Origin of the sequence: Micromonospora sp. CA-269861 (assembly GCF_050948505.1) — a bacterium.
GTDB lineage: Bacteria > Actinomycetota > Actinomycetes > Mycobacteriales > Micromonosporaceae > Micromonospora.
In genome coordinates this window covers 2,787,434-2,809,955 of the sequence record NZ_CP192014.1, presented here as the reverse complement: position 1 = coordinate 2,809,955, position 22,522 = coordinate 2,787,434, and the positions used below count along the sequence as shown (strand labels likewise).

16 protein-coding genes and 1 riboswitch are annotated in these 22,522 nt (G+C 70.9%); of the genes, 11 read left to right on the top strand and 5 right to left on the bottom strand.

Translation table 11 applies throughout. The annotated features are described in order from the left end of the window. Window positions 1–34 precede the first annotated feature (34 nt). Both ACQP0U_RS12870 and ACQP0U_RS12865 read right to left on the bottom strand, forming a co-directional pair. A complete protein-coding gene (locus ACQP0U_RS12870; protein ID WP_433318753.1) occupies window positions 35–1,042 on the bottom strand; it encodes an ABC transporter permease in 1,008 nt (335 codons plus the stop codon). A gap of 320 nt (window positions 1,043–1,362) precedes the next feature. After that, entirely contained in the window at window positions 1,363–2,241 is an 879-nt protein-coding gene (locus ACQP0U_RS12865; protein WP_433318750.1) for an amidohydrolase family protein, read from the bottom strand. 264 nt (window positions 2,242–2,505) lie between these two features. Continuing rightward, a riboswitch (cobalamin riboswitch) is annotated at window positions 2,506–2,649 on the top strand. A gap of 35 nt (window positions 2,650–2,684) precedes the next feature. On the opposite strand from ACQP0U_RS12865, the gene ACQP0U_RS12860 reads away from it, so the two are divergent. The 3 genes from ACQP0U_RS12860 to ACQP0U_RS12850 are packed head-to-tail and all read left to right on the top strand — an operon-like array spanning window position 2,685 to window position 4,242. After that, window positions 2,685–2,888 carry a CbtB domain-containing protein gene (locus tag ACQP0U_RS12860; protein ID WP_433318747.1) on the top strand — a complete coding sequence of 68 codons (204 nt, stop codon included), beginning with the start codon at window positions 2,685–2,687 and terminating at the stop codon, window positions 2,886–2,888. Further along, complete coding sequence (locus tag ACQP0U_RS12855) at window positions 2,879–3,649, top strand: CbtA family protein (RefSeq protein WP_433318744.1); 771 nt, start codon at window positions 2,879–2,881, stop codon at window positions 3,647–3,649. Before ACQP0U_RS12860 ends, ACQP0U_RS12855 begins: the two co-directional genes overlap by 10 nt. Beyond that, window positions 3,646–4,242, top strand: coding sequence for a histidine phosphatase family protein (locus tag ACQP0U_RS12850; RefSeq protein ID WP_433318741.1), 597 nt, complete (start codon window positions 3,646–3,648; stop codon window positions 4,240–4,242). The genes ACQP0U_RS12855 and ACQP0U_RS12850 overlap by 4 nt, the downstream gene beginning before the upstream one ends. Window positions 4,243–4,321: 79 nt before the next feature. Here ACQP0U_RS12850 and ACQP0U_RS12845 read toward each other — a convergent pair whose 3' ends face one another. Beyond that, on the bottom strand, window positions 4,322–5,824 hold the full coding sequence (locus ACQP0U_RS12845; RefSeq protein WP_433318738.1) for an MFS transporter: 1,503 nt from the start codon (window positions 5,822–5,824) through the stop codon (window positions 4,322–4,324). A gap of 210 nt (window positions 5,825–6,034) precedes the next feature. On the opposite strand from ACQP0U_RS12845, the gene ACQP0U_RS12840 reads away from it, so the two are divergent. After that, window positions 6,035–6,670: a TetR family transcriptional regulator gene (locus tag ACQP0U_RS12840; RefSeq protein ID WP_433318735.1), complete on the top strand. Its 636-nt coding sequence runs from the start codon at window positions 6,035–6,037 to the stop codon at window positions 6,668–6,670. A 78-nt stretch (window positions 6,671–6,748) separates the two neighbouring features. Here ACQP0U_RS12840 and ACQP0U_RS12835 read toward each other — a convergent pair whose 3' ends face one another. Both ACQP0U_RS12835 and ACQP0U_RS12830 read right to left on the bottom strand, forming a co-directional pair. Continuing rightward, window positions 6,749–12,364, bottom strand: a complete 5,616-nt coding sequence (locus ACQP0U_RS12835; protein WP_433318733.1) for a GH92 family glycosyl hydrolase — start codon at window positions 12,362–12,364, stop codon at window positions 6,749–6,751. 271 nt (window positions 12,365–12,635) lie between these two features. Further along, complete coding sequence (locus ACQP0U_RS12830) at window positions 12,636–13,712, bottom strand: glycoside hydrolase family 19 protein (RefSeq protein WP_433318730.1); 1,077 nt, start codon at window positions 13,710–13,712, stop codon at window positions 12,636–12,638. Between the two features lie 444 nt (window positions 13,713–14,156). Between ACQP0U_RS12830 and ACQP0U_RS12825 the strand changes: the two genes are divergently transcribed. From ACQP0U_RS12825 to ACQP0U_RS12795, 7 genes are all read left to right on the top strand, one after another. Then, on the top strand, window positions 14,157–15,191 hold the full coding sequence (locus ACQP0U_RS12825; protein WP_433318727.1) for a polysaccharide deacetylase family protein: 1,035 nt from the start codon (window positions 14,157–14,159) through the stop codon (window positions 15,189–15,191). A 95-nt stretch (window positions 15,192–15,286) separates the two neighbouring features. Further along, complete coding sequence (locus ACQP0U_RS12820; RefSeq protein ID WP_433318724.1) at window positions 15,287–16,246, top strand: acetamidase/formamidase family protein; 960 nt, start codon at window positions 15,287–15,289, stop codon at window positions 16,244–16,246. Between the two features lie 62 nt (window positions 16,247–16,308). Then, the gene (locus ACQP0U_RS12815) at window positions 16,309–17,727 is read left to right on the top strand and encodes a PQQ-binding-like beta-propeller repeat protein (protein WP_433318721.1); all 1,419 of its coding nucleotides are present in this window, start codon (window positions 16,309–16,311) and stop codon (window positions 17,725–17,727) included. A 252-nt stretch (window positions 17,728–17,979) separates the two neighbouring features. Then, complete coding sequence (locus tag ACQP0U_RS12810) at window positions 17,980–18,186, top strand: DUF559 domain-containing protein (protein ID WP_433318718.1); 207 nt, start codon at window positions 17,980–17,982, stop codon at window positions 18,184–18,186. Continuing rightward, on the top strand, window positions 18,183–18,881 hold the full coding sequence (locus ACQP0U_RS12805; RefSeq protein WP_433318715.1) for a hypothetical protein: 699 nt from the start codon (window positions 18,183–18,185) through the stop codon (window positions 18,879–18,881). Before ACQP0U_RS12810 ends, ACQP0U_RS12805 begins: the two co-directional genes overlap by 4 nt. Next, complete coding sequence (locus tag ACQP0U_RS12800) at window positions 18,878–22,114, top strand: ATP-binding protein (RefSeq protein WP_433318712.1); 3,237 nt, start codon at window positions 18,878–18,880, stop codon at window positions 22,112–22,114. Before ACQP0U_RS12805 ends, ACQP0U_RS12800 begins: the two co-directional genes overlap by 4 nt. A 9-nt stretch (window positions 22,115–22,123) precedes the next feature. Further along, complete coding sequence (locus tag ACQP0U_RS12795) at window positions 22,124–22,456, top strand: putative quinol monooxygenase (protein WP_433318709.1); 333 nt, start codon at window positions 22,124–22,126, stop codon at window positions 22,454–22,456. Window positions 22,457–22,522: the final 66 nt, after the last annotated feature.

Sequence of the window (22,522 nt, the reverse complement as noted above, 5' to 3'; positions counted from 1 at the left end):
TGTCCTTCCTCGTTCGGACTCTCGAAATGGCATGTCAACCCCGTGATTCCAGCCGCCGGCGGCGGTACTGGTCGAAGTAGACGGCGGCCCAGATGATCAGGCCGACGATCACCTGCTGGTAGTGGATGCTGATGTCGAGCAGGACGGCGCCGTTGCGGACCAGGGCGATGAGGAACGCGCCGATGATGGTCCCGACGATCCGGCCCTGCCCGCCGAACAGGCTCGCTCCGCCGATGACAGCCGCGGCGATGACGTCGAGCTCCAGCGAGATGCCGTAGTTGGGCTGGCCGGAGTTGACCCGGGAGGCGGCGATCATGCCGCCCAGCCCGACCAGCACGCCGGCCAGCACGTACACCCCGGTCAGGTGCCGACCCACCCGGATGCCGGAGCGGCGGGCCGCCTCCAGATTGGAGCCCATCGCGTAGGTGTACTGACCGAAACGGGTCTGGGAGAGCAGGAAGGCGACCCCGACGGCGACCAGGACGGTGATCACCACGGCGAACGGAATGCCGATGATCTCCCCGTTGCCGAGCAGTTGGAACGATCGGGGCAGGCCGTAGACGCCGACCGCGCCGGTGATGATGAAGACGAGACCCCGGCCCACGGACATCGTGCCCAACGTGGCGATGAACGGCGGGATCCGGGCCACCGTCACCAGCAGACCGTTCAGCAGCCCGGCCAGCGCGCCGACGCCGATCGCGACAGCCGTCGCCGCCCACAGTGGAAAGCCGAGGTCGCGCACGACCATCGCGCCCACCACGCCGGCGAGCGCGGCGACCGACCCCACGGACAGGTCGATGCCCTTCGTGATGATGACCATCGTCTGGGCCGTGGCGATGATGGCGATCACCGCCGTCTGCGCCCCGATGTTGAAGAGGTTGTCAGCGGTCAGGAAGTACGGACTCGCGAAGGTCAGGGCGATGAACAGGACGACCAACGCGGTCGCGGCGGTGAACTCGGAGACGGCGTGGGAGATCCGTTCCCGGAACCAGTCGCTGAGTTCGCCGCGCTGCGTGCCGGCGGTTGCCTCGGCGCTACTCATCGTCGGATCTGACCTCCCCAAGCGTGGCGCCGGCACCCGGCGGGACCCGCCGACGAGCCGAACGCCTGTGAGCGACCGACCCGCTCGGATGACGGTGCGGCTCAGTGCCCCGCACAACCCTCAGAGATAGGTCGGATGTTTCCCACGATCAGGCGTTACGATGCCACGCATTCACGTACGTTGCCAAGGTCTTGCGGCCATGTTTTGCCATCGTTACCTGCGGCACGCGCGGCATACATCTGACCAAACCGGCATCGACCGCTGCCGTAAGCATGTTATCGATAACATGCTATGTCCCCAGTCAGGAAGCCGCTGTCGCGTCAGGACGGGGCCAAGCGGTACACCCGGCTCGCGGTCTGACGCCAGATCGCCGCCCGCTCGACGTCGGAGAGCGGGTCCAGCAGGTCACCCAGGGCCGTGACCCAGCGGGCGTACGAGGTGGCGAGCAGGCACACCGGCCAGTCCGAGCCGAACATCAGCCGATCCGGCCCGAACACGTCGAGGGCGTGCTCGACAGCGGGCCGCAGGTCGGCCGTCGTCCAGGACGCGCCGTCCACCTCGGCCACCAGGCCGGAGAGCTTCGCCGTCGTGTTGGGCTCGGCCGCGAGCGCCCGCAGGTCGCGGCGCCAGTCAGCGACATCGGCGCGCCCGAGCGGGGGCTTGCCGAGGTGGTCGAGGACGAACCGCACCTGCGGCAGGTCGCGGACGAGCCGGGTGGCCGCCGGTAGCTGCCAATGGCGCACCAGGAGGTCGAAGGCGAGGCCGGCGGCACCGACCGCGGCGATGCCCCGCCGCACGTCGGGGCGGTCGAGATAGGCCGGGTCGGGCTCGGACTGGACCAGGTGGCGGATCCCGACCAGCCGCTCGCCGCCCCGCGCCTTGCGCAGTCGGTCGAGGCGATGGCCGACATCGGCGGCGGTGAGGTCGACCCAGCCGACGACCCCGGCGATGAGAGGGTCGTCGGCCGCGATGCCGAGCAGCTCGGGCGTCTCCGACCGGACCGCGACGGACTGTACGACCACGGTCTGGGTGACCCCGGCGGCGCGGGTCGCCGGAGCCAGCTCGACCGGCGTGAAGTCGTCGTCGATCACGGCCATGGTGTGCGGATCGATCCAGGGCTGCGGATGCCGGGAGCGGACCCAGAGGTGATGATGCGCGTCGACGATGCCCGGTCGTCGCACGACCTCGCCGGCCGTCATCGGACCCGTCCTGGCGCGTTCACGTCCACCCCACACCCCGCCCAGCCACTGACCGGACCCCTCCGGGTCGACCCGGAGCCACAGGACCAATCTGGCAGGTTGACCATGTTAGCGGTAACAGGATGCTCCTGAGTGGCGGAACGCGCGCCCTAACCGGCTTCCGACAGTGTCGCAGTATGGTCTGACGAATCCATGTGGTGGCCACGGCTGGTCTGCTTGATAGACGTACCGGCGCGTTGGCGCGGGTGCGGGTTGACCGCCCGAGGTGGCACCGCTACCGTCGACCCACTATCTGCGGCGACGCGAGGGAAGCCGGTGTGAATCCGGCGCGGTCGCGCCACTGTGAGCGGCTCCCACCTCAAGTGGGGGCCGCGAGCCAGGACGCTCGGTCGTCCGCAGCCTTGCGATGGGGACGCGTCATCCCTGGGGAGGTTCGTGTATTCATGTCTAGTTCCGCTTCCAGCCAGCCGGTGGTGCACCCCGCTGGCAGTGCCCGTCTCCTGTGGACGGCTCTCGCGACGGTTGCCGTGCTCGCCCTGCTGACGTACCTCGTCGCCTTCGACCAGGGGGCGGTGTCGCGCAGCGGGATGTACCTGCACGAGCTGATGCACGACGGCAGGCACCTGCTGGGTGTCCCGTGCCACTGAACACCACCACCACTCCCCCGTTCGTCGCCGTCCTCGTCCGCGGCCTGCTCGCCGGTCTGATCGCCGGGCTGCTCGCCGGGGCGTTCGCGTACGTCGCTGGCGAACCGCACGTCGAGGCGGCCATCGCCATCGAGGAGGCAGCGGCGCACGTCGAGCCCGCCGCCGGTGCGCACGATCACGAGGACGCCCTGGTCAGCCGGACGGGTCAGCGCGGTGGCCTGATCCTGGCCACCAGCCTGTTCGGGGCCGCGATGGGTGGCCTGCTGGCCACCGCGTACGTCCTGCTGTCCCGTCGGCGGCGCGGCGACGACGACGGGCGGTCGGGCCTGCTGCTGGCCGGCGCGGCGCTGCTCGGCGCGGTGATCGTGCCGTTCCTCAAGTATCCGGCGAACCCGCCGGCGGTCGGCGACCCGGCCACCATCAACCAACGGACCGTCACCTACCTGTTGATGGTGGTGCTCGGGCTGGTGGCCGTGTGGGCCGGTTCCCTGGGTTACCGGTCGGTCGGCGCCCAGGCGCCGCAGTGGCTGCGCGCCGCTGCGGCTGTGGGTGGATTCCTGCTGGTCACCGCAGTGTCCTACGTGGTGATGCCGTCCTTCCAGGAGGTTCCGGCCGACTTCCCCGCGACCCTGCTGTGGAATTTCCGGCTGGCCTCGCTCGGCACCCAGGTCGTGCTCTGGACCGGCATCGGCCTGCTGTTCGCGGCTTTGATGCACCACGAGCGGCGTCGCCGGGTCGCCACCGCGCTGCCGAGCACGTGACCGGCACCAGCCTCCGGCTGGTCGCCCACGGTCACACCACCGCCCTGCGCCGGGCCCGCTTCGGCGGCACCGACGACGGCCTGGACGAGGGTGGCCTTCGTGCCGCTCTCGCCCAGGCCCGCGCCGATCCGGATCGGCGCGGGCACCTCGGCGTGAGCGACACCTGCCTGTCCAGCCCGGCGGCGGCGGCCCGACAGACCGCCACCGCCTTCGGCCTGCTGCCGACGATCGAGACGGCATTGGCCGACTGTGACTACGGCGACTGGTCCGGACGCTCCCTCGAGGAGATCGCCGGCAGCCAGCCGCAGTCGCTGCGGGACTGGCTGTCCGCACCGGACTCGGCGCCGCACGGCGGCGAATCCGTCACGGCCGTACGGGATCGGGTCGGAAGCTGGCTGGACGAGCAGCGCGGGGCCGGTCGACGCGTTGTCGCGGTCACCCACCCACTGGTGATCCGGATCGCGGTCGTGCACGCCCTCGGTCTGCCGACCGCGACGTACCGGCAGGTGGACGTGGAGCCGTTGGCGATCGTCCGGCTCACCAGCCAGGGCACGCGCTGGCAGCTCCGACTGGGCGCGCCGCGAACAGCTTGAGGTCGCACCGACGGCGCAGGCCGTGTCCACTCCTGGTGGACACGGCCTGCGTGGCGTTGGGCGACTGTCAGCCGCTCGCTCAGTGCTGCCGGTGGGGCAGGTGCAACTCGACCGGCTCGGGCGGAAGGTCGTCGACACCGGCGGCGACTGCCTGTTCGTGGCGGCGACGCGCCGAGGGCAGGGCGAGCGCCGCGAAGACGGCCAGGACGGCGACGCCCGCGCAGACCCAGAAGCCGGCGGTGAACGCCGCGTCGGTGGGCAGCCCCTGAGGTGTGCTGTTCGACGTGATGACGGCCGCGACGACCGCCGCGCCGATGCTGCTGCCGATGGTCCGCGCGATGGTGTTGACGCCGCTCGCCTCGCCGGTCTGCCCGGCCGGGACGCTCTCGATGATGGCGTTGGACATCGCCGCGAACGCCAGGCCGATGCCGGCGCCGGTGAGCACCCCGGAGAGCAGCACCTGCCAGGTCGCGCCGTGCGCGACCGCCGGCAGCGCGAACGCGACGACGACCGCGACAGTGCCGAGGAACATCGGAACCTTGGGACCGAAGCGGCGGTCCAGCAGGCCCGCGAGGGGACCGAAGACCACCATCATCAGGACGGTGGGCAGCAGGAACAGGCCCGCCTGGGACACCGTCTTGCCGAACCCGTAGCCGGTGGCCGCGGGAAGTTGGAGCAGGGTCGGCACGAGCACGAACGTCCCGAACATCGCGAAACCGAGGATCAGGGCGACGAGGTCGGTGGCCCAGACACCGCGAATCCGCATCAGGCGCATGTCGATGAGCGGCTCGCGTACCCGAAGCTCGACCCGGACGAACACCACCATCGCGACCGCACCGAGCACGAACAGGCCGATGGTCTTCGGCTCCGTCCAGCCCCAGCCCTGTCCCTTGCTCACGGCCAGCAGCAGCGAGACCAGCGACACCGACAGGATGGCCGCGCCGAGCATGTCGAGCCGCCCGGGCGTGCGGACCCGCGACTCAGGCATCCCGAAGATGGCTCCGAGCAGCGCGACGACGACGAGGACCAGCGGCAGCCAGAACAGCCAGTGCCACGACAGGTGCTCCACGATCGGGCCGGCGGCCACGATGCCGACACCGGCGCCGACACCGAAGATCGCCGACAGCAGGCCGACGGTGACGCCGACCTTCTCCCGGGGCAGTTGGTCGCGGACGATGCCGATCGACAGCGGCAGGATCGCTCCGGCGGCTCCCTGGAGCGCCCGCGCGACGATCAGCACGGTCAGGTTGGGGGCCAGAGCGGCGAGCAGGGTGCCCGCGGCGAGGGCCGCGAGGACGCCGATGAGGACCCGACGCTTGCCGACCATGTCGCCGAGACGTCCGAGGATGGGCGTCAGCACCGAGGCGGCCAACAGGTACGCCGTGAGCACCCAGCTGATGTCTCCGGTCGAGACGCCCAGGTCTCTTCCGATTGTCGACAGCGCGGGCGCCACCAGCGACTGGAGCACCGCGAACGCCAGGCCGCCCAGCGACAGGTACAGCACCAGAAGGGTGCTGTTGGCGCGCGGGGCCGCGCTGGGTGCGGAGCCGAGGTGGGTCGGCTCCTCGAGGGTGTGGGTCATGAAATCCCCGAAGCTAGATGTAAACATTTGCTGACTTAGCCAGTATGCGCAGCCGGAGGCCCATGTCAACAGTCGTTTACGTCACGTCGGAGCGCTCCGGAGCTTGCGTTGGCCCGTAAGTCAACATATGTTTACTTCGCGCTCAGTGGCTGCACCGCGCCCCTGAGTGCCGGCAGCGCCGACCCGACCAGAGCGAAGAGAGGACGCGTCGTGACAGCAGCAGAACCGCCTGTCCCCGCGACCAGCAGCACCGCCGGCGAACCGGCCCAGCGTCGGCGTCGGGACGCGGCCGAGACCCGCCAGCTCCTGCTCGACGCCGCGCGCCAGCGGTTCGCCCGGGACGGCTACGCGGCCACGACCGTCCGGGACATCGCCGATGACGCGGGCGTCAACGTGGCGCTCATCAGCCGCTATTTCACGTCCAAGGAGGGCCTGTTCGAGGCGTGCCTGCGGGCCGCGGGCGACGAGTTGCGCCGGACGACCGGCCAGACGCCCGCCGACCAGGTGCCCGAGGCGATCGCCCGGCACATCGCCGACCTCGGCGCGGCGGGTCTGTCGAGTCAGCTCTCACTGCTGTTGCGGTCATCCGGGGATGCGGGTGCCGACGAGATCCGGCGCGGCGTCCTGGTCCGTTCCAGCGAACAACTGGCGGCGGCTCGCGGCTGGCGTCAGGGCGAACCGGGCAGCGAACAGATCCTGCTGCGCGCCCAGATGGTCCTCGCCGCCGGCATCGGGGTCGCGGTGCTGCGGTCGTCGATCCGCCTGGAGCCGCTGAGTTCCGCCTCCGAGCAGGACCTGGTCGGGCCGCTGCGCGACCTGGTCGACGCGCTGCTGCCGCCGCACTGAGTCCGTCGACCACCGCTCGTGGGGGCGGGCCGTGATCACGGCCCGCCCCCACGAGGCTGTACTGTCCCCGGTTCGGTGTCAGCCGGTGACGGTGAACGGTCGGGACACCGTCGTCGCCGACGTGGCACCGTTCAACGTGACGCTTGTCGCGCCCGCCTTCGCCGCACCCGGAACGCTCACCGTCGCACCGGAGATGACGCCGTCACCGTTCGCGCGCACAGTGCTGACCGCGAGTCCTCCCCCGAAGGTGATCGTGACCGCCTCGTTCGGAGCGAACCCGGAACCGTCGACCGTGATCGACGTGCCGCGCGGCCCCGAGGTGGTCAGCAGCGCCACCCGCGGCTGGTAGGTCCGCGCCTCCGGCTCCCCGGTCACCTGAACGGTGGCCGTGGCCGGCGTACGCGAGGACGCGCCCGTCGCGGTGACGGCGTACCGGCCGGGTTGCGCGTCACCCGAGGTCGGCACCGAAGCGCGGACCGTTCCCGTCGCGGAGGCCGCGACCTTCATGGTCCGGCCCGGGTCGGTGCCGACGCTGACGGTCACCTGCTCGCCGGCGGCGAAGCCGCTGCCGTCGACGGTGATCGCGCCACCGGTGGCGACGGTGCCGGACGCGGACAGCGCGATCGCCGGCTGCGACCCGCCCCGGGCCACTGTCACGGTGAAGGACTCGGTGCTGCTGGACAGCGTGTCCCACGCGGTGACGCGCACCGTGTAGGTGCCCTCACGTGCGTAGGTGTGCTGGCCGCTCATCGCGCCGGACGCGCCGATCGTCACGTCGTCCGGAACCGTGCCGTCACCCCACTGGACGCGAGCGTGGTAGCCCGTCGTACCGGGAACGCCGCCGGTCACCGCACCGAGGTTCGCCGCGAGGGCCCGCCCGGCGGTGGCCGTCTGGTTCTTCGGGGCGACGGTCGCCAGGGCCGGTGCGGGCGTGCCGTCGTTGGCCACGGCGAACAGGTGGATCCGACCCGCCGAGCGAGGGTCGCCGGTCTGCGTCGGAAGGGTCACCGACACAAGCGTCTTGCCCGCCGGGATCTGGTACGGCGCGGTGGCGAACAGGAACGGCTGAGCGCCGTCGCGGCTCGTGCCCAGCAGCCGGTACGCCGTCCGGGCAACGATGATGTTGCCGTAGGACGGGGTGCCGTTGGCGTTGCCGCCCAGCGTCCAGTCACTGAACTGGATCGGGATGCTGGCCGTGCTGCCGTCGCTGAACGTCGCCGTGCCGGTGGTGCTCTGGTTGCCCTGTGTTCCGGCACCGATGAGCGAGATGCTCTTCGCGTCCTCGGGAAGGTCGAGTACGACGGTCGCCCCGTTACCCGTGGCGTTGTCCGGCTGCCCGGCCGGGATCACCGGCAGTGTGAACCGCAGTGCCGTTCCGGGAACCTGCTGCGACTGGCCCTGGGTCACACCGCCCGCCGCCAGGGCGGCTCGCGAGTACGCCCACGACTTGGCGTCACAGTCTGCCGCGAGGACCCCTTCGTCACCGACGCAGACGTTGTCGAACGCGGCGGTGAGACCGGAGGCCGGGGCGTACGCCACCTCGACGCCGACCGTCGCGGAGCTCTGGCTCTCGCCGTCGGTCACCGTGACGTTCGCCTGGTGGTAGCCCGGCGTGGTGTAGGTGTGCGACCCACCGATGCGGTAGACGGCCCGCGAGCTCAACGTCACGGTGCCGGCGGTGACCGGCGTGCCGTCACCCCAGTCGATCGTGGCCTGGTAGCCGCTGGCGTCGCCGCCGGTGACAGTGGCCAGCGGCACCGAGACGGGTACGCCGGTGGTCGCGTGCACGCCGTCCGCGGCGGTGACGGTGATGTCGCCGCCGCCGAGGTCGAGGTCGCCCCCGGCGAGCAGTTCGACCTCGGCCAGGTTGGTCTGCGCGGCGCCGACGGTCTTCGTGACGGCGAGGCGGAACTGCGCGAACCGTCCCGGCTTGTCGATCGAGTACGGGCGGGTCTGGTTGCGCCACGGGAACACCTGGCCCGCGCGGGAGTCCACTGTGGTCCAGGTGAGGCCGTCGTTGGAGCCCTGCAGGCGCCAGTCCGCCGGATCGCCCGCACCGGCCCCGGACGTGACCGTGTAGTACTTCGGCTTCTGCTTGCCACCACGGAAGGCCCAGGTGATCTGCGGGGTCGCCGAGGTGAAGGTCAGCTGGGTGGTCGACGAGTCGTCGAACAGCTTCGACGCGTCCTGACCGCCGGTCGCGGTCGCGGTACCGAGACCGGGGCCGGTGACGTCCTGCAACGGCTTCGGCGCCTCGTCACCCTTGGTCAGCGACGGAGGAGCGTCGTTCCTGCCGCTGCCCCACGACGACGGCTTCGAGCCCATCTGGAAGTCGATGGTGCCGCCCTTGGCGAGCGCCGCCACATCCAGGGACAGGCCGCGCTGCTTCTTGCCGTTGACCTTCACGTCCTGCACGTAGACGTTCGCCGCGCTGTTGTTCGGCGCGTTGACGACGATGTCGCCGGTGCTGCGGTGCACTGTCATCCTGGTGAACTGCGGCGAGCCGATCGCCCACTCGGACGACCCGGCCTGCAACGGGTAGATGCCCAGCGAGCTGAGGATGTACCAGGACGACATCTCGCCGTTGTCCTCGTCGCCCAGGTAGCCCTGGCCGATCTCACTGCCGACGTAGAGGCGCCGCAGGATCTCCCGTACCTTCTCCTGGGTCTTGGCCGGTGCGCCGGCGAAGTTGTACATGTACGGGATGTGGTGCGACGGCTGGTTGCTCATGCCGAGCTGACCCATCCGCACCGCGCGCGCTTCGAGCATCTCGTGGATGACGCCGCCGTACCCACCGGGGCGGTCGGCGTTCTCCGGGGTGGTGAAGAACGCGTCGAGCTTGTCCCGCAGCGCCTTCTGCCCGCCGTACAGGTTGGCGAGGCCCTGACCGTCCTGCTGGGCGGTGAACGCGAAGTTCCACCCGTTGGTCTCGGTGTAGACGCCACCCCAGTCGAGCGGGTCACCGGCGAGGAAGTTGCCGGCGGCGTCGCGGCCCTGGAAGAGCTTGGTCTTCGGGTCGAAGAGGTGCACGTAGTTGCGGGCCCGCTCCAGGAAGTACCGCGACTCCTCCTGGAGCCGGGCGCGCTCCGACTTCGGCGTGGCCGGGTCCTTGGCGAGCGCCGCACCCATGTTGCCGATGCCGTAGTCGTTGATGTAGCCCTCCAGCGCCCAGGACACCGACTCCCCCGTGGACGTCGGCGTGTAGCCGAGGAACAGGGAACTCTCGATGCCCTTGCGCCCGACCGCGCTGCGCCCGGACGCGACGGTCGCGTCCTTGACTGCCGCGTCGTACGCCGCGAGCGGGTCGGGCAGCTTGACCCCGGTGAGGTACGCCTGGGCCAGCGCCACGTTCGCGCTGGTGCCGGTCATGAGGTCGGCGTAGCCGGGCGACGACCAGCGGGCGATCCAGCCGCCGTCGCGGTAGTGCTGGACGAACCCGTCGGAGATCTTGGCGGCGACGTCCGGGTACAGCAGCGCGTAGGCGGGCCACACGGTGCGGTAGGTGTCCCAGAAGCCGTTGTTGACGTAGATCTGCCCGTCGACGATCTTCGCGCCGGTCTGGGTGGGGGTCGACGCGCCGGTCGGCGCCGAGACCGGGCTCGCGTACTGCCAGCGCGGCGCGGCCGCGGTGCCGGTGTTCTCCGACTGCGAGTTCGGGTAGAGGTTCAGCCGGTACAGGTTCGAGTACATCGTGACGAGCTGCGCCTCGGTGGCGCCCCGCACCTCGACCCGGCCGAGCCGGTCCTTCCACCCGGCCGTCGCGGCGGCGTGGATCTGGTCGAAGCTCTTACCGGTGACCTCCAGATCGAGGTTCCGGCGCGCCTGGTCGACGGAGAGGAACGACGTCGCGAGACGCATCGTCACCTCCCGCGACGCGGAGATGTCGAAGGTGGCGGAGGTCGCGGCGGACGCCGTCGGCGCCCGGTCGAAGGCGCCGGCGACGAACATCCGGCTCCGACCGGCCGACAGGCCGCTTCCGTTGTCGACCCAGCCGGTGAACGTGCCGTCAGTGCCGATGGTGAACGTGCCGTTGTGGAAGACGAGGCTTCCGGTCGCCTGCCCGGTGGGGAAGGTGAACCGCATGATCCCGGCGTGGTCGGTGGGCGACACCTCCGCGACCAGGCCGTTCTGGAGCGTGACCCGGTAGAGGTCCGGCTGTGCCGTCTCGTCGTCGTGGCGGAAGGCGACCGCACGGCTGGCCGGCTGACCGGTGAACGGCCCGCCACCGACGACCGGCATGACCGACATCTGGTTGCGGTCACCCATCCACGGGCTCGGCTCGTGCGAGATCGCGAGGCCCTGGAGCATCGGCAGGTTGGCCCCGTTGTTGACCCGGTGGTACTCGTACTCCCACGAGTTGGAGGTCGCGTCGGTCACCGGGGTGAAGAAGTTGAAGCCGTTCGGCACGGCGGTGATCGGCAGGTTGTTGCCGCGCGAGAAACCGCCGGTCGAGTTGGTGCCCCGTCGGGTGTCGACGTAGTTGGTCAGCTTCGAGCCGTCGATCGACGCCGGTGCGGCAGTCAGCTCGATGTCGTCGAGCCAACCCTGGAACCGGGTCGCCCCGGTGGCCTGCGGGTTGTCGTACGCGAGCAGGATGCGGTCGATCGTCTTGCCGCGCGCGACGGTGCCGAGGTCGGCCTGCACCAGGTTCCACTGGTCGGCGAAGAGCACCTTCGAGGCGCCCTGACCCGCGCCCGTGAGCGGGTAGCCGTGCTGGTCGGCGGGTGAGCGGCCACTCAGGTAGCTGCCGTCGGTGAAGTGCAGGTCGACGGCGGCGTAGGTGGACGGGTACCTGCCGTCCCCGTTGGTGAACTCGGGGAAGATCTTGTACGACAGTCGGGTCTTCGGCCCGACCGGGATGGTGACGTCGAACAGCTTGTTGGTCGCGTACGACCGGCCGTCGCCCTCGGCGCCGCCGGAGTAGCGCAGCGCGGCCAGGCCGGTGAACCCGACGTCCGGCTTCGTGGTGTAGCCGCCGTTCGGGCCGGCGGTCGCCACGCTGACCATCGGGGTCGCCGGTGGGCGGACGTCCGAGCCGTCGCTGATGTTCCAGTCGGCGAGCTGCACGAGCGAGTCACCGGAGTTCGCTGTGACGTTGAGCCGGTAGAAGCCGTAGGCGTTCGTGTTGGTGAAGCTGTACGTCTTGGTGGCGAAGCGCCCGCTGAACTTCTCACCGGTGCGCTTGTCCAGGTCGGTCCAGGTGTTGCCGTCGTTCGACCCCTGGACGACGAAGTCCTTCGGGTCACGGGCCGGTGCGTCGTCGGCCGCGGTCAGCGAGTAGCGCAGCACCGTCGCCGGCTTGGCGAGCTGGTAGGTGACCCAGCCGGTGGACGCGAACACGAGCCACTTGGTCGACGGATCGTCGTCCTTGAGGTTCGCGGCGACCTCTCGCGGTGGGTTCTCGGCGCTCGCGGTCACGGCGCTGACCTGGCCGAGCAGGCTGCCGGGCAGCGTGGCGACCTTGCCGCTCAGGTTGGCCTGGACGGGCTTTCCGTTCGCGCCGACCTCGACGGTGCTGGCGGCGGGCTGCGGGTCGGCGGACTCGAACGAGGAGGTGAAGTTGCCGGGTGGTGCGGGGGTGGGGGCGGCGTTCGCCAGGGGCGCGGCGACGAGCAGGCCCAGCGGTAGCAGGGCGGCTGTCGTCGCCGCTGTCAGGCGGCGAGAGTGGGGGCGCGCGAGGGCTATGTGCGACATGGGGGACGGAGCCTTTCGACTCGAACCGGGTCGAGTACGTCGAACGTCTGGGCAGAGTGGAGCGGATGGTGGGGCGCCCTGACATCGTTGTCATAAGAGTTCGTGAGCAACGGGAGTCGGGGCGGTGGACTGTCGCTGATAGTTCCGGGCGCAGCACGGCCGTGTCAACGGGTTGACAGTGCCGAAACGGCCGCCGCCCCACCCGGGCCCGGCGACCGATGTGCCGGGCCTCGACTCCGTCCGACGACGTACGCCGAGGCCCGGCCACGGATCAGCAGTAGAGGTTGGCTCCGGCGGACACGCCGAGAATGCCGACGAACTGCTGGTACCTGGTGACGCGACTCTGCACCTGGGCGGGGTTTCCGCCGTTGCACTCGATCGAGCCGTTGATGCTGCGGATGGTCTGCCCGAACCCGGCGCCGTTGACCATCGCGTTGTGGGCGGTCATGGTGCCCGGCCCGTTCTGGGTCATCCAGTACCAGATGCCGGTCTTCCAGGCCACCGCGGCGTCGGTCTGCACCAGCCACGGGTTGGTCAGCAGTGGCAGGTTGAGGGCGTTACCCGCGGCGTTGTAGTTGAAGTTCCAACTGAGCTGGATCGGCCCCCGCCCGTAGTAGGCGGCCTGCCCCGCGGGGCAGCCGTACGGCTGGCCGGGGTCGCAGTAGTGCGGGTAGTTCGCGGTGTTCTGCTCGACGATGTGCACGAGCCCGCCGGTCTCGTGGTACACGTTCGCCAGGAAGGCCGCGGCCTCCTGCCGCTGGACGGTGGCGCTGCCGCTGCGGGCGAACGCCGGGTAGGCGCTGAGCGCGGCGACGAGTCCGGAGTACGTGTAGAACGAGTTGCGACCCGGGAACATCTGGTTGAACTGGGCCTCGGTGACCACGAAGCCGCCCGGGTTGGTGGGCGGGGTGGTGGGTGGCTGACCGCCACAGGTGTAGGGCTCCCAGTACCAGGTGCTGACGATGGGGTCGTACCCGGGATTGTCGTGCTCGGCGATGTAGTAGAGACCGTTGGTGTATCGCACGATCGCCCCGGTGGCGTACCAGGTCCCGGCGGTCCAGTTCGGGTAGCTACAGGTCCCCCCGGTGGGCGGCGTGGTGCCCCCTCCGCACGCGCCGAGGTCCTCCCAGACGCCTGTCGTGCCCGGCGGCGCCTCGTTCTGGGTCCACCACTTCGCCCGGTAGTTGCGGCCGTTGTGGGACACCTGGGCGTCTCCCCAGTAGACGGCCGACGCCTGCCACGATGCTGAGCAGGCCGCCGCCGAAGCGGACGTGGCCGGGATGACCGCAACCAGTCCACCGGCGACGATCAGTGCCACCAGCGCGACCAGCGCGCGCAGTCTCGTCATGTGATCACTCCTTCCTGGGAATCCAGTGGTCGACACCCGAGTCGGATATCGACAGGAGTGACTGTAACATCATCTGTTCACACTCTTTACTATTCCGTTCGGCCAGCGTGACGGCAGCCCCGGTGATCCACGGTCGATACTTCCGGTGACTTTCCGGATCATGCTGTGGACGGACTCGCCGATCGTCGTGATCGAGACACCTCGAAGACTCCAATCCCACCGAACGCTCCTGGCCAACTCCTGGACAGCCTCCTGACTTGTTACGGGGATGTTCCGGAAGTTGTTGACGCGTTGGAATTCTCGCTGCAATACTCCGATCCATTCAGATCAATGCGATCGGCTTCGTTGCGGTCTCGGCTCCACCACCTAACACTCATCCACACCTGTCCGGACCGTGCTGCCCGCACACCAGGGCGCGTCCGGGCCTGCGCGAAGGGGCACCAGATGAGCAGGCTCTTCCCCCGCACGGCCCTGTGGTCGAGGCGGTTGCGCGCGGCGCTCGCCGTCCTCGCCACAGCAGTCGCCATGTGCGGCGTCGTGCTCGCGGCCACCTCGACCCCGTCGAGCGCCGCCACCTGCAACGGCTACGTCGGCCTCACCTTCGACGACGGGCCGACCGGCAGCACCAGCGCGCTGCTGAACGTGCTGCGCACCAACGGCGTACGGGCCACGATGTTCAACGTCGGACAGAACGTCCAGAACAACAGGTCGGCCGCGCAGGCCCAGGTGGCCGCCGGCATGTGGGTCGCCAACCACAGCTGGAACCACGCCCACATGACCTCGATGTCCCAGGCCCAGATGCAGTCGGACCTGTCCCAGACCAGCTCGGCGATCCAGTCGGCCACCGGCAGTCGGCCGACACTGTTCCGGCCGCCCTACGGCGAGACCAACTCCACCCTGCAGTCCGTCGCGTCGTCACTGGGCATGCGCCAGGTGCTCTGGGACGTGGACTCCCAGGACTGGAACGGCGCCAGCGTCAGCCAGATCGTGGCCAACGCGAGCCGACTCCAGGCCGGCCAGGTCATCCTGATGCACGACGGGATCCAGAACACCCGCGACGCGATCCCCCAGATCGTGGCCAACCTGACCAGCCGCAACCTGTGCCCCGGCATGATCTCGTCGTCCACCGGCCGCGCGGTCGCGCCCGACGGCACGACCCCGCCGCCGAGCAGCCCGCCGCCGAGCACCCCGCCGCCCTCCGGCGGCACCTGCACCGCGACCGCCACGACCCCCAACGTCTGGGGCGACAGGTACAACACGTCGGTGACGGTCAGCGGCGCCAGCACGTGGACGGTGGTCGTGGCCATCACCTCGCCGCAGCGGGTCTCCACCATCTGGAACGGCACCGCCACCTGGGACAGCAGCGGCACCGTCATGACCATGCGATCCAACGGCAGCGGCAACACCTTCGGCTTCACCACGATGACCAACGGCAACAGCAGCGCCCGCCCGCAGATCCGTTCCTGCACCTCGGGCTGACACCGCCGAGGTTGAGTCGTGCGCGGTGGGTGCGCCCGGCACCCACCGCGCACCTGCGGCCCGGCGCGCGGACCAGACCGCACTAGCCTGCACTGATGCGACACACCCTCACCCCTGGGGACGACAGCCTGCACGGCCACTTCTCCCCCGATCTCCCACCGGTGCTCACCATCGACCCGGGCGACACGGTCACCTATCGCACCCTGGACTGCTGGTGGTCCGCCGGCCCGTACCCCGGCGGAGCGAACCGGGACCGGCCGCGGGTCGCGCAGCACCGACCCGACCACGGCCACGCGTTGGTCGGTCCGGTCAAGGTCCGCGGTGCTCGCCCCGGTCAGACCCTCGCGGTACGCGTCGACGCGGTCATCCCGGCCACCTGGGGAACCACGGTGGCCGGCGGCTGGCCCAGCGGGTTCAACGAGCGCTATGGCGTGCAGGACCAACAGGTGGTGCACGCCTGGACGCTGGACCCGGTGACGATGACCGGACGCAACCAGCATGGCCACACGGTGGCGCTGCGGCCCTTCATGGGGGTGCTCGGCATGCCACCCGTGGAGCCGGGACGGCACTCGACGATCCCACCGCGCCCCTGGGGCGGCAACCTGGACTGCCGGGACCTCACCGCCGGCAGCACCCTCCTGCTGCCGATCCCGGTGGACGGCGCACTGTTCTCCGTCGGCGACGGGCACGCGGCACAGGGCGACGGCGAGGTCGGCGGCACGGCGATCGAGTGTCCGATGGACGAGGTGACGCTGACGTTCGACGTCCGCGACGACTTCCCGGTCACCGGCCCGGTGGCCCGTACCCCGGACGCGTGGCTGACCCTCGGCGTCGGCGCGTCCCTCGACGACGCCACGTTCACAGCCCTGGACGCGATGCTGACCCTGATGCAGCGCCTGCACGGGCTCAGCCGCGCGGACGCGGCGGCACTGGCCAGCATCGCGGTCGACGTGCGGGTGACGCAGATCGTCAACCAGACCGTCGGCGCGCACGCGGTGCTCCGCGACGACGCGCTGCGCTGGCCGGACGCCGGTTCTGTCGGGGGTAGCCGTTAGCGTGTGGTCACTGTCGCCGCGCCGGCCGGATCGCGCCGCTCGCTGACCCTCGGAGGCCCCCCATGTCCCAGGAGACGACCTACCTCGAACTGTCCGAAGTGGACGGTGCGCACAAGTTCTACGAGGTCATCGTCGACAACGCCACACTGACGGTGCGCTACGGCCGGATCGGCGACCAGGGGCAGGTCAAGGCGAGCGCCTATCCGGACAACGCCCGCGCCCGGGCCGCCGCGGCGAAGAAGATCGGGGAGAAGGTCCGCAAGGGCTATGCGCCGGCGGTCCCCGGCGTCCGCCAGAAGCGCACCGTGTCGCGGCGGCAGATCGTGAGCACCCGTTCCACCGCCCACACCGCCCCGGTGCTCTGGCGCTACGACTCCGGCGCCCCCGCCTTCGGCATCTTCGTCGACGGGCAGCACTGCATGGTCGGCAACGAGCACGGCGTCATCACGACGCTCGACCACGACGCGCGGGTGCGCAGCCAGGTCCGCCTTCCCGACGGAGTGAAGTGCATCGTCGCCGACGACGCCTGGATCTACGCCGGCTGCGACGACGGCAACGTCTACGACCTGTCCGGCAAGGTGCCCCGGGTGGCGTACGCGATCGCCCCGGAGATCGACATCTACTGGCTGGACATCCACGACGGCGTCCTCGGCGTCTCGGACGCCGACGGCGGGATCACCGCCGTCGACCACGAGGACGAGTTCCTGTGGCGTCGCCCCGGGCGGGGGCGTTCGGCCTGGATGGTGCGGTGCGACGACGACGCCATCTACCACGGTCATTCGCAGGGCGTGACCGGCTACGAGTGGCGTACCGGCGGCGAGCTGTGGCACACCCGTACCGGTTCGGTGCTCTTCGGCTGGCAGGAGCACGGCAGTGTGTTCGCCGGGACGGGCACCCACGAGGTGGTGCGTCTGTCCAAGTCGGGTCGACTCGAACGCACCTACCGCTGCGACGCACCGGTCTTCTCCTGCGCCACCGCCGAGGGCGGCCGGTACGTCTTCGCCGGCGACAGCCAGTCCTCGATCTACTGCTTCGACGCGGCGGGCACCCGGCTGTGGAAGCTCGGCACCGGCTGCGGCTCGGCGTACTCCATGCAGTACCACGACGACCGGCTCTACGTCGTCACCACCGGCGGCCACCTGGCCTGCATCGACGCGAGCGAGCCGGCGATCCGCGCGGCGCAGGCCGGGGACGTGCCGCAGGTACGCGACATCAAGGCCCCACGCCAGGCACCCCAGCCGGCGCAACCGACGATCGTCGAGGTGACGAGCGACTCGGGCGGGGGCGTCATCGTGCAGTGCCTGGACGACCGGGGAAGGTTGCGGGTCCAGGTGCTGTCCGACGGCTACCGGCGCGACTGGTCGGTGCAGTTCCCCAAGGGAATTCGCGAGCCGGGCGCCCGCTATCTGGTGACCGAGGTGCGGGAGTCCAGCCGCGGTGGTTACTACCGCGCGTACGGCGACATCCGTCGCCTGCGCTGAGGGCGGCGCACCGCCTGTACCCGACGGGTCTCCTGTCGCGTAAGTCCGTGTCGTAGGGTGCCGGCATGGCGCACCCCGTCCGGGCCATCGGCGACGCCGACAGTGCCTGGTGGGCCGGCCCGCCGACGCGGCGGGTGAGTCACCTGCCGGGCGTCGACCCGGAGCTGCTGCGGGTGGCGCTACGAGTGGCATGTCCTGGGCGCGGCGTGCCGGCTGGATCTGTTTTGGCCCGCGGAGGGTCTTGCGGTCGAGGTGGACGGCCCGGAGCATCGTGGGCGAATCGCTTTCACCAACGATCGGCGGAGAGACGTGCAGCTGCGACTCCTCGGGCTGGACGTGCTCCGCTTCACCAACGAGCAGGTGCTGACCGACGCGCCGGCGGTGGTCGACGGGATCCGTCGGCTGCTGGCCCGGCGACGTGCGGACGGCACGCACCCCCACGGAGATGAGACATCATGACGAGCCCGGCGGACGTCCCGCACCTGACACCGAACCAGATCAACGCCCTCGTGGTGCTGATGGTCGAGGCGCGCCGACTCAGCAACGTCGAGCTGCGTGAGCTGGCCGGTTTCACACTCACCGGCCAGGACAACAAGAAGCTCGTCGACCTGGGCCTGGTGGACACCGACCGGACGCACCGGCCGTTCGCGCACGAGCTGACCGAGGAGGGCTGGCGGGTGGCACGCCAGCTGCACACCGCCACGCCGCCGAAGCAGGGCGGCTCGACGACCCGGTCGCTGTTCGTCGTCCTGTCCAACCTGCACCGTTCGCTGGACCGGCTGCGGGTCAGCCACGGCGACTTCTTCAAGCAGACCGGGGCAACGGCGCCGGCGGCCAGCGCGCCACCGCAGGAGGCACCGGCGACCCCGGCGGCGGCACCCGTGTCCGCGGCGGAGGTGGAGGCGCTGGTTCGTTCGGCGTACCGGGATCTGGCCACCGCGCCGGGCGCCTGGGTCGGCCTCGCCGACGTCCGGGACCGGCTCGCCGACACCGACCGGGCCGCCCTGGACGCGGCGTTGCGGGCGATGGTCGGCCGGGAGGACGTCCGCATCATCCCGGTGGCGAACACCAAGTCACTGACCGCACGGGACCGGGCCGCCGCCGTCCGGATCGGGAACGAGGACAACCACGCCCTGGCGATCGGCCCGGCATGATCTCCGACGACCAGCGGGCCGCGCTGGAAGCGGTGAGTCTCAACCCGGCGGTCACCCCGGACGACGTGTGGCGACCCAGTCCACACAACGTGCCGGAGCTGCACGAGAAGGTGGCCGCGGAGATCCTGCGCGGGGTGGCGCGGGCCCGCACCGACGACACGAGCATGCCGCTCGGCGTGGCCATGCAGGGCCGCGCGGGCGCCGGCAAGACGCACCTGCTCGGGGCTGTCCGCGAACAGATCCAGCGCGACGGCGGGTACTTCTTCCTTGTCGACATGGTCAGTGGCAAGACGTTCTGGGAGAGCGTGGCCCTGGCCCTGGTGGAGGGGATGGGCCGCGCCCACGTCGGCTGGGGCACCCAGCTGAAGACCTTCCTGCGTCGACTCACCACCCAGCTCGGCCTGCCGTTGGAGGTCCGCGACGCGGTCGCCGGCACCCGACCGGTGACCCGGGCGCAGCTCGACACCTTCATCTGGGCGCTGCGTGAGCGCGATCGGGAGGTCGGGCGGGACGCTCAGGACACCGCTCGGGCGCTCGTCCTGCACGGCGCCGTCGACTTCGAGGCGCAGGACGTCGGTTACGCCCACCTGATCTCCGAGCCCGGTGACCCGGCCGCGCGGGCGGCGTGGGGGCTGAGTGCGGCGATCCGCACCCCGCAGCAGGTCGTGCAGGACATCTCCCGGCTGATGGCCCTTGCCCTGGACCCCACTGTCATCGCCGTGGACCAGCTCGACACGCTGTTCGCCCAGACCAGCACCTCACTGCTCAACCATCATCAGGGGCTGGAGGACGCCCAGGCCAAGGTGCTCGGCCCGATCGCCGACGGCCTGCTCAAGCTCCGCGACATCACCCGCCGCACGCTCGTCGTCGTCTCGTGCCTGCCGGACACCTGGGTGCTGATGACCCGCACCGCGCCCACCCCGGTCGGCGACCGCTTCCGTACCTCGACCCTGCCGGACCGGATCCCCACCCCGGAGATCGGGCAGGCGATCGTGGCGAAGCGCCTCTCCGCCGCGTTCGCGGGTATGTACTTCGGGCCACCGCACCCCACCTGGCCGATCGCCCCCGCCGCCTTCGCCGACGCACCCACCCTGACGCCGCGCGCCCTGCTCCGCCGGGTGGACCGCCACATCGCGTGGTGCCGTGACCGCGACGAGGTGGTCGAGCTCGACCGGCTCATCGAGGGCGCCGACTCGACGCCGACGGTGAGCACCGCCCGTGGCGCCTCCGGTGACCCGACGACGGACGAGCGCCGCCTGCGCGAGTTGGACGCACGGTTCGCCGAGCTGGTCGAGGCGGCGGACGTGTCGGGCGCCGTCGACCCGGCGGGCGAGGACGAGCACATGCCGCCGCTGCTCGCCGCCGGCCTGGCCGCCTGGATCGCCGAGCAGGCGCCGACCGGCGCCACCTACAAGTACGATCCGCCGCCCGGGCGCAAGCCCGCGCTGCACGGGCGGCTGATCGAGGTGCTCGACGAGGCCACCGAGAACGAGGCGCACTGGTGTTTCCGGGCCATCGCGCACCCCAACGCCGTCGCCGTCACCGCCCGGGTCAAGGCCGCGTGCACACTGGCCGGGTTGGACCGGGACCTGCCACAACGGCGGTTGATCCTGCTGCGCAACGGTCCGTGGCCGACCGGGAAGCGTACGACCGAGGTGTTGACCGGCTTCGACGCGGCCGGCGGCCTGCGGTGTGCCGTGTCGGAGGCGGACCTGCGGGTCTTCGCGGCGCTGCGGGTGATGGCGACCGAGCCGTCCACCGCCCTGCAGGAGTGGCTGGTGGCCCGTCGTCCGGCCAGCGGCACCGAGCTGTTCCGCGCGGTCCTGCCGGGGCCCGACGGGACGGGCGGCGGTGCCCCGCCGACGACGCCTGACGACGGCGAGCCACCGTCGGTCGGCCCCGAATCCGACCCGACAGACGTGCCGGTCGCCGACGTGGCGGATGGTCCGTCGACCGGGCCGGGACCCGCTGACCCGGTCGACCACACGGTCGACGCCGGCGGTCGGGCCGTCAGGCTGGGGCGGACCGTCGGCGGCGGTCACCAGTTCACGGTGCCCCTGGAGTCGCTGCGCCGCCACGCCGTCGTGTTCGCCGGGTCCGGCTCGGGCAAGACCGTGCTCATCCGTCGGCTGGTCGAGGAGTGCGCCCGCGAGGGGGTCTCCGCGATCGTGCTCGACCCCAACAACGACCTGGCCCGGCTCGGCGACGCGTGGCCCGAGCCGCCGAGCGGCTGGGGCCCCGGCGACGCCGAACGCGCCGCCGACTACCTCGCACACACCGAGGTGGTGGTGTGGACGCCACGGGTCACCGCCGGTCGGCCGCTGAGCTTCCAGCCGCTGCCCGACTTCACCTCACTGCGGGACTGGCCCGACGAGTTCGACCAGGCGGTCCGCTCCGCCGTGGAGGCGCTCGCGCCACGGGCCAGTGTCGACAGGTCGAGCAGGCTCGCCCAGCAGGGCAAGGCCGTCCTCACCGAGGCCCTCCAGGCGTACGCCCGCAGCGGAATGGTGGGCCTGCCCGGCTTCACCGAGTTCCTCGCCGACCTGCCCGAGGGGGTCAGCCGGCTGGCCCGCGCCGGGAAGCTCGCCGAGGAGCTGGCCGAGGCGCTCAAGGCGGCGATGGTCACCGATCCGCTCTTCGGCGGGGTCGGCGCGCCGGCCGACCCGGGGCTGCTGCTGACGCCGTCGCCGGGTCGGCGGGCTCGGGTGTCGGTGATCAGCTTCGTCGGCCTCACCTCGGATCAGGAGCGACAGAGCTTCGTCAACCAGTTGCAGATGGCGCTCTTCGCGTGGATCAAGCGGCACCCCGCCGGTGACCGACCGCTGGGTGGGCTGTTCGTGATGGACGAGGCGCAGACGCTCGCGCCGTCGACAGGCACCACGGCCTGCACCGCCAGCTCGATCGCGCTGGCCTCGCAGGCCCGCAAGTACGGGCTCGGGCTGGTCTTCGCCACCCAGGCGCCCAAGGGTCTGCACAACCAGATCTCCGGCAACGCGACCACGCAGTTCTTCGGTCTGCTCAACGCGCCGGCGCAGATCGACGCGGCCCGGCAGCTCGCCGAGGCCAAGGGCGGGCGGCTGCCGGACATCGGCCTGCTCAACAGCGGTGAGTTCTACGCCGCCGGGGAGGGATTCTCGTTCGTCAAGGTCCGCACCCCGCTGTGCCTGACGCACCACCCGAAGGCGCCGTTGACCCCCGAGGAGGTCGTCGCCCGCGCCCGCCCGGCTGGGTAGCCTGGGGCCATGATCTTCATTACCGCCAAGTTCCGGATCCTCGCCGAGCACGCCGACAGGTGGCCGCAGATCGCCGCCGAGTTCACCGAGGCGACCCGGGCGGAGCCGGGCTGCCTGTGGTTCGACTGGTCCCGCAGTCTGGACGATCCGACCGAGTACGTGCTGGTCGAGGCATTCCGCGACGACCAGGCCGGCGCTGCCCACGTCCAGTCCGCCCACTTCCGCACCGCCCAGGAGACCCTGCCGCCGCACCTGGCCGAGACGCCGCGCATCGTGAACGCCACAGTGCCGCAGGCAGACTGGTCGCTGCTCGGCGAGATGGCCGTCCCCGAGGGCCGCTGACCACCGCCGCCCCGCGGCACGAGACCCGTCGGTCAGCGCCGCCGGTCCCCGGTCCGCAACCCGCCG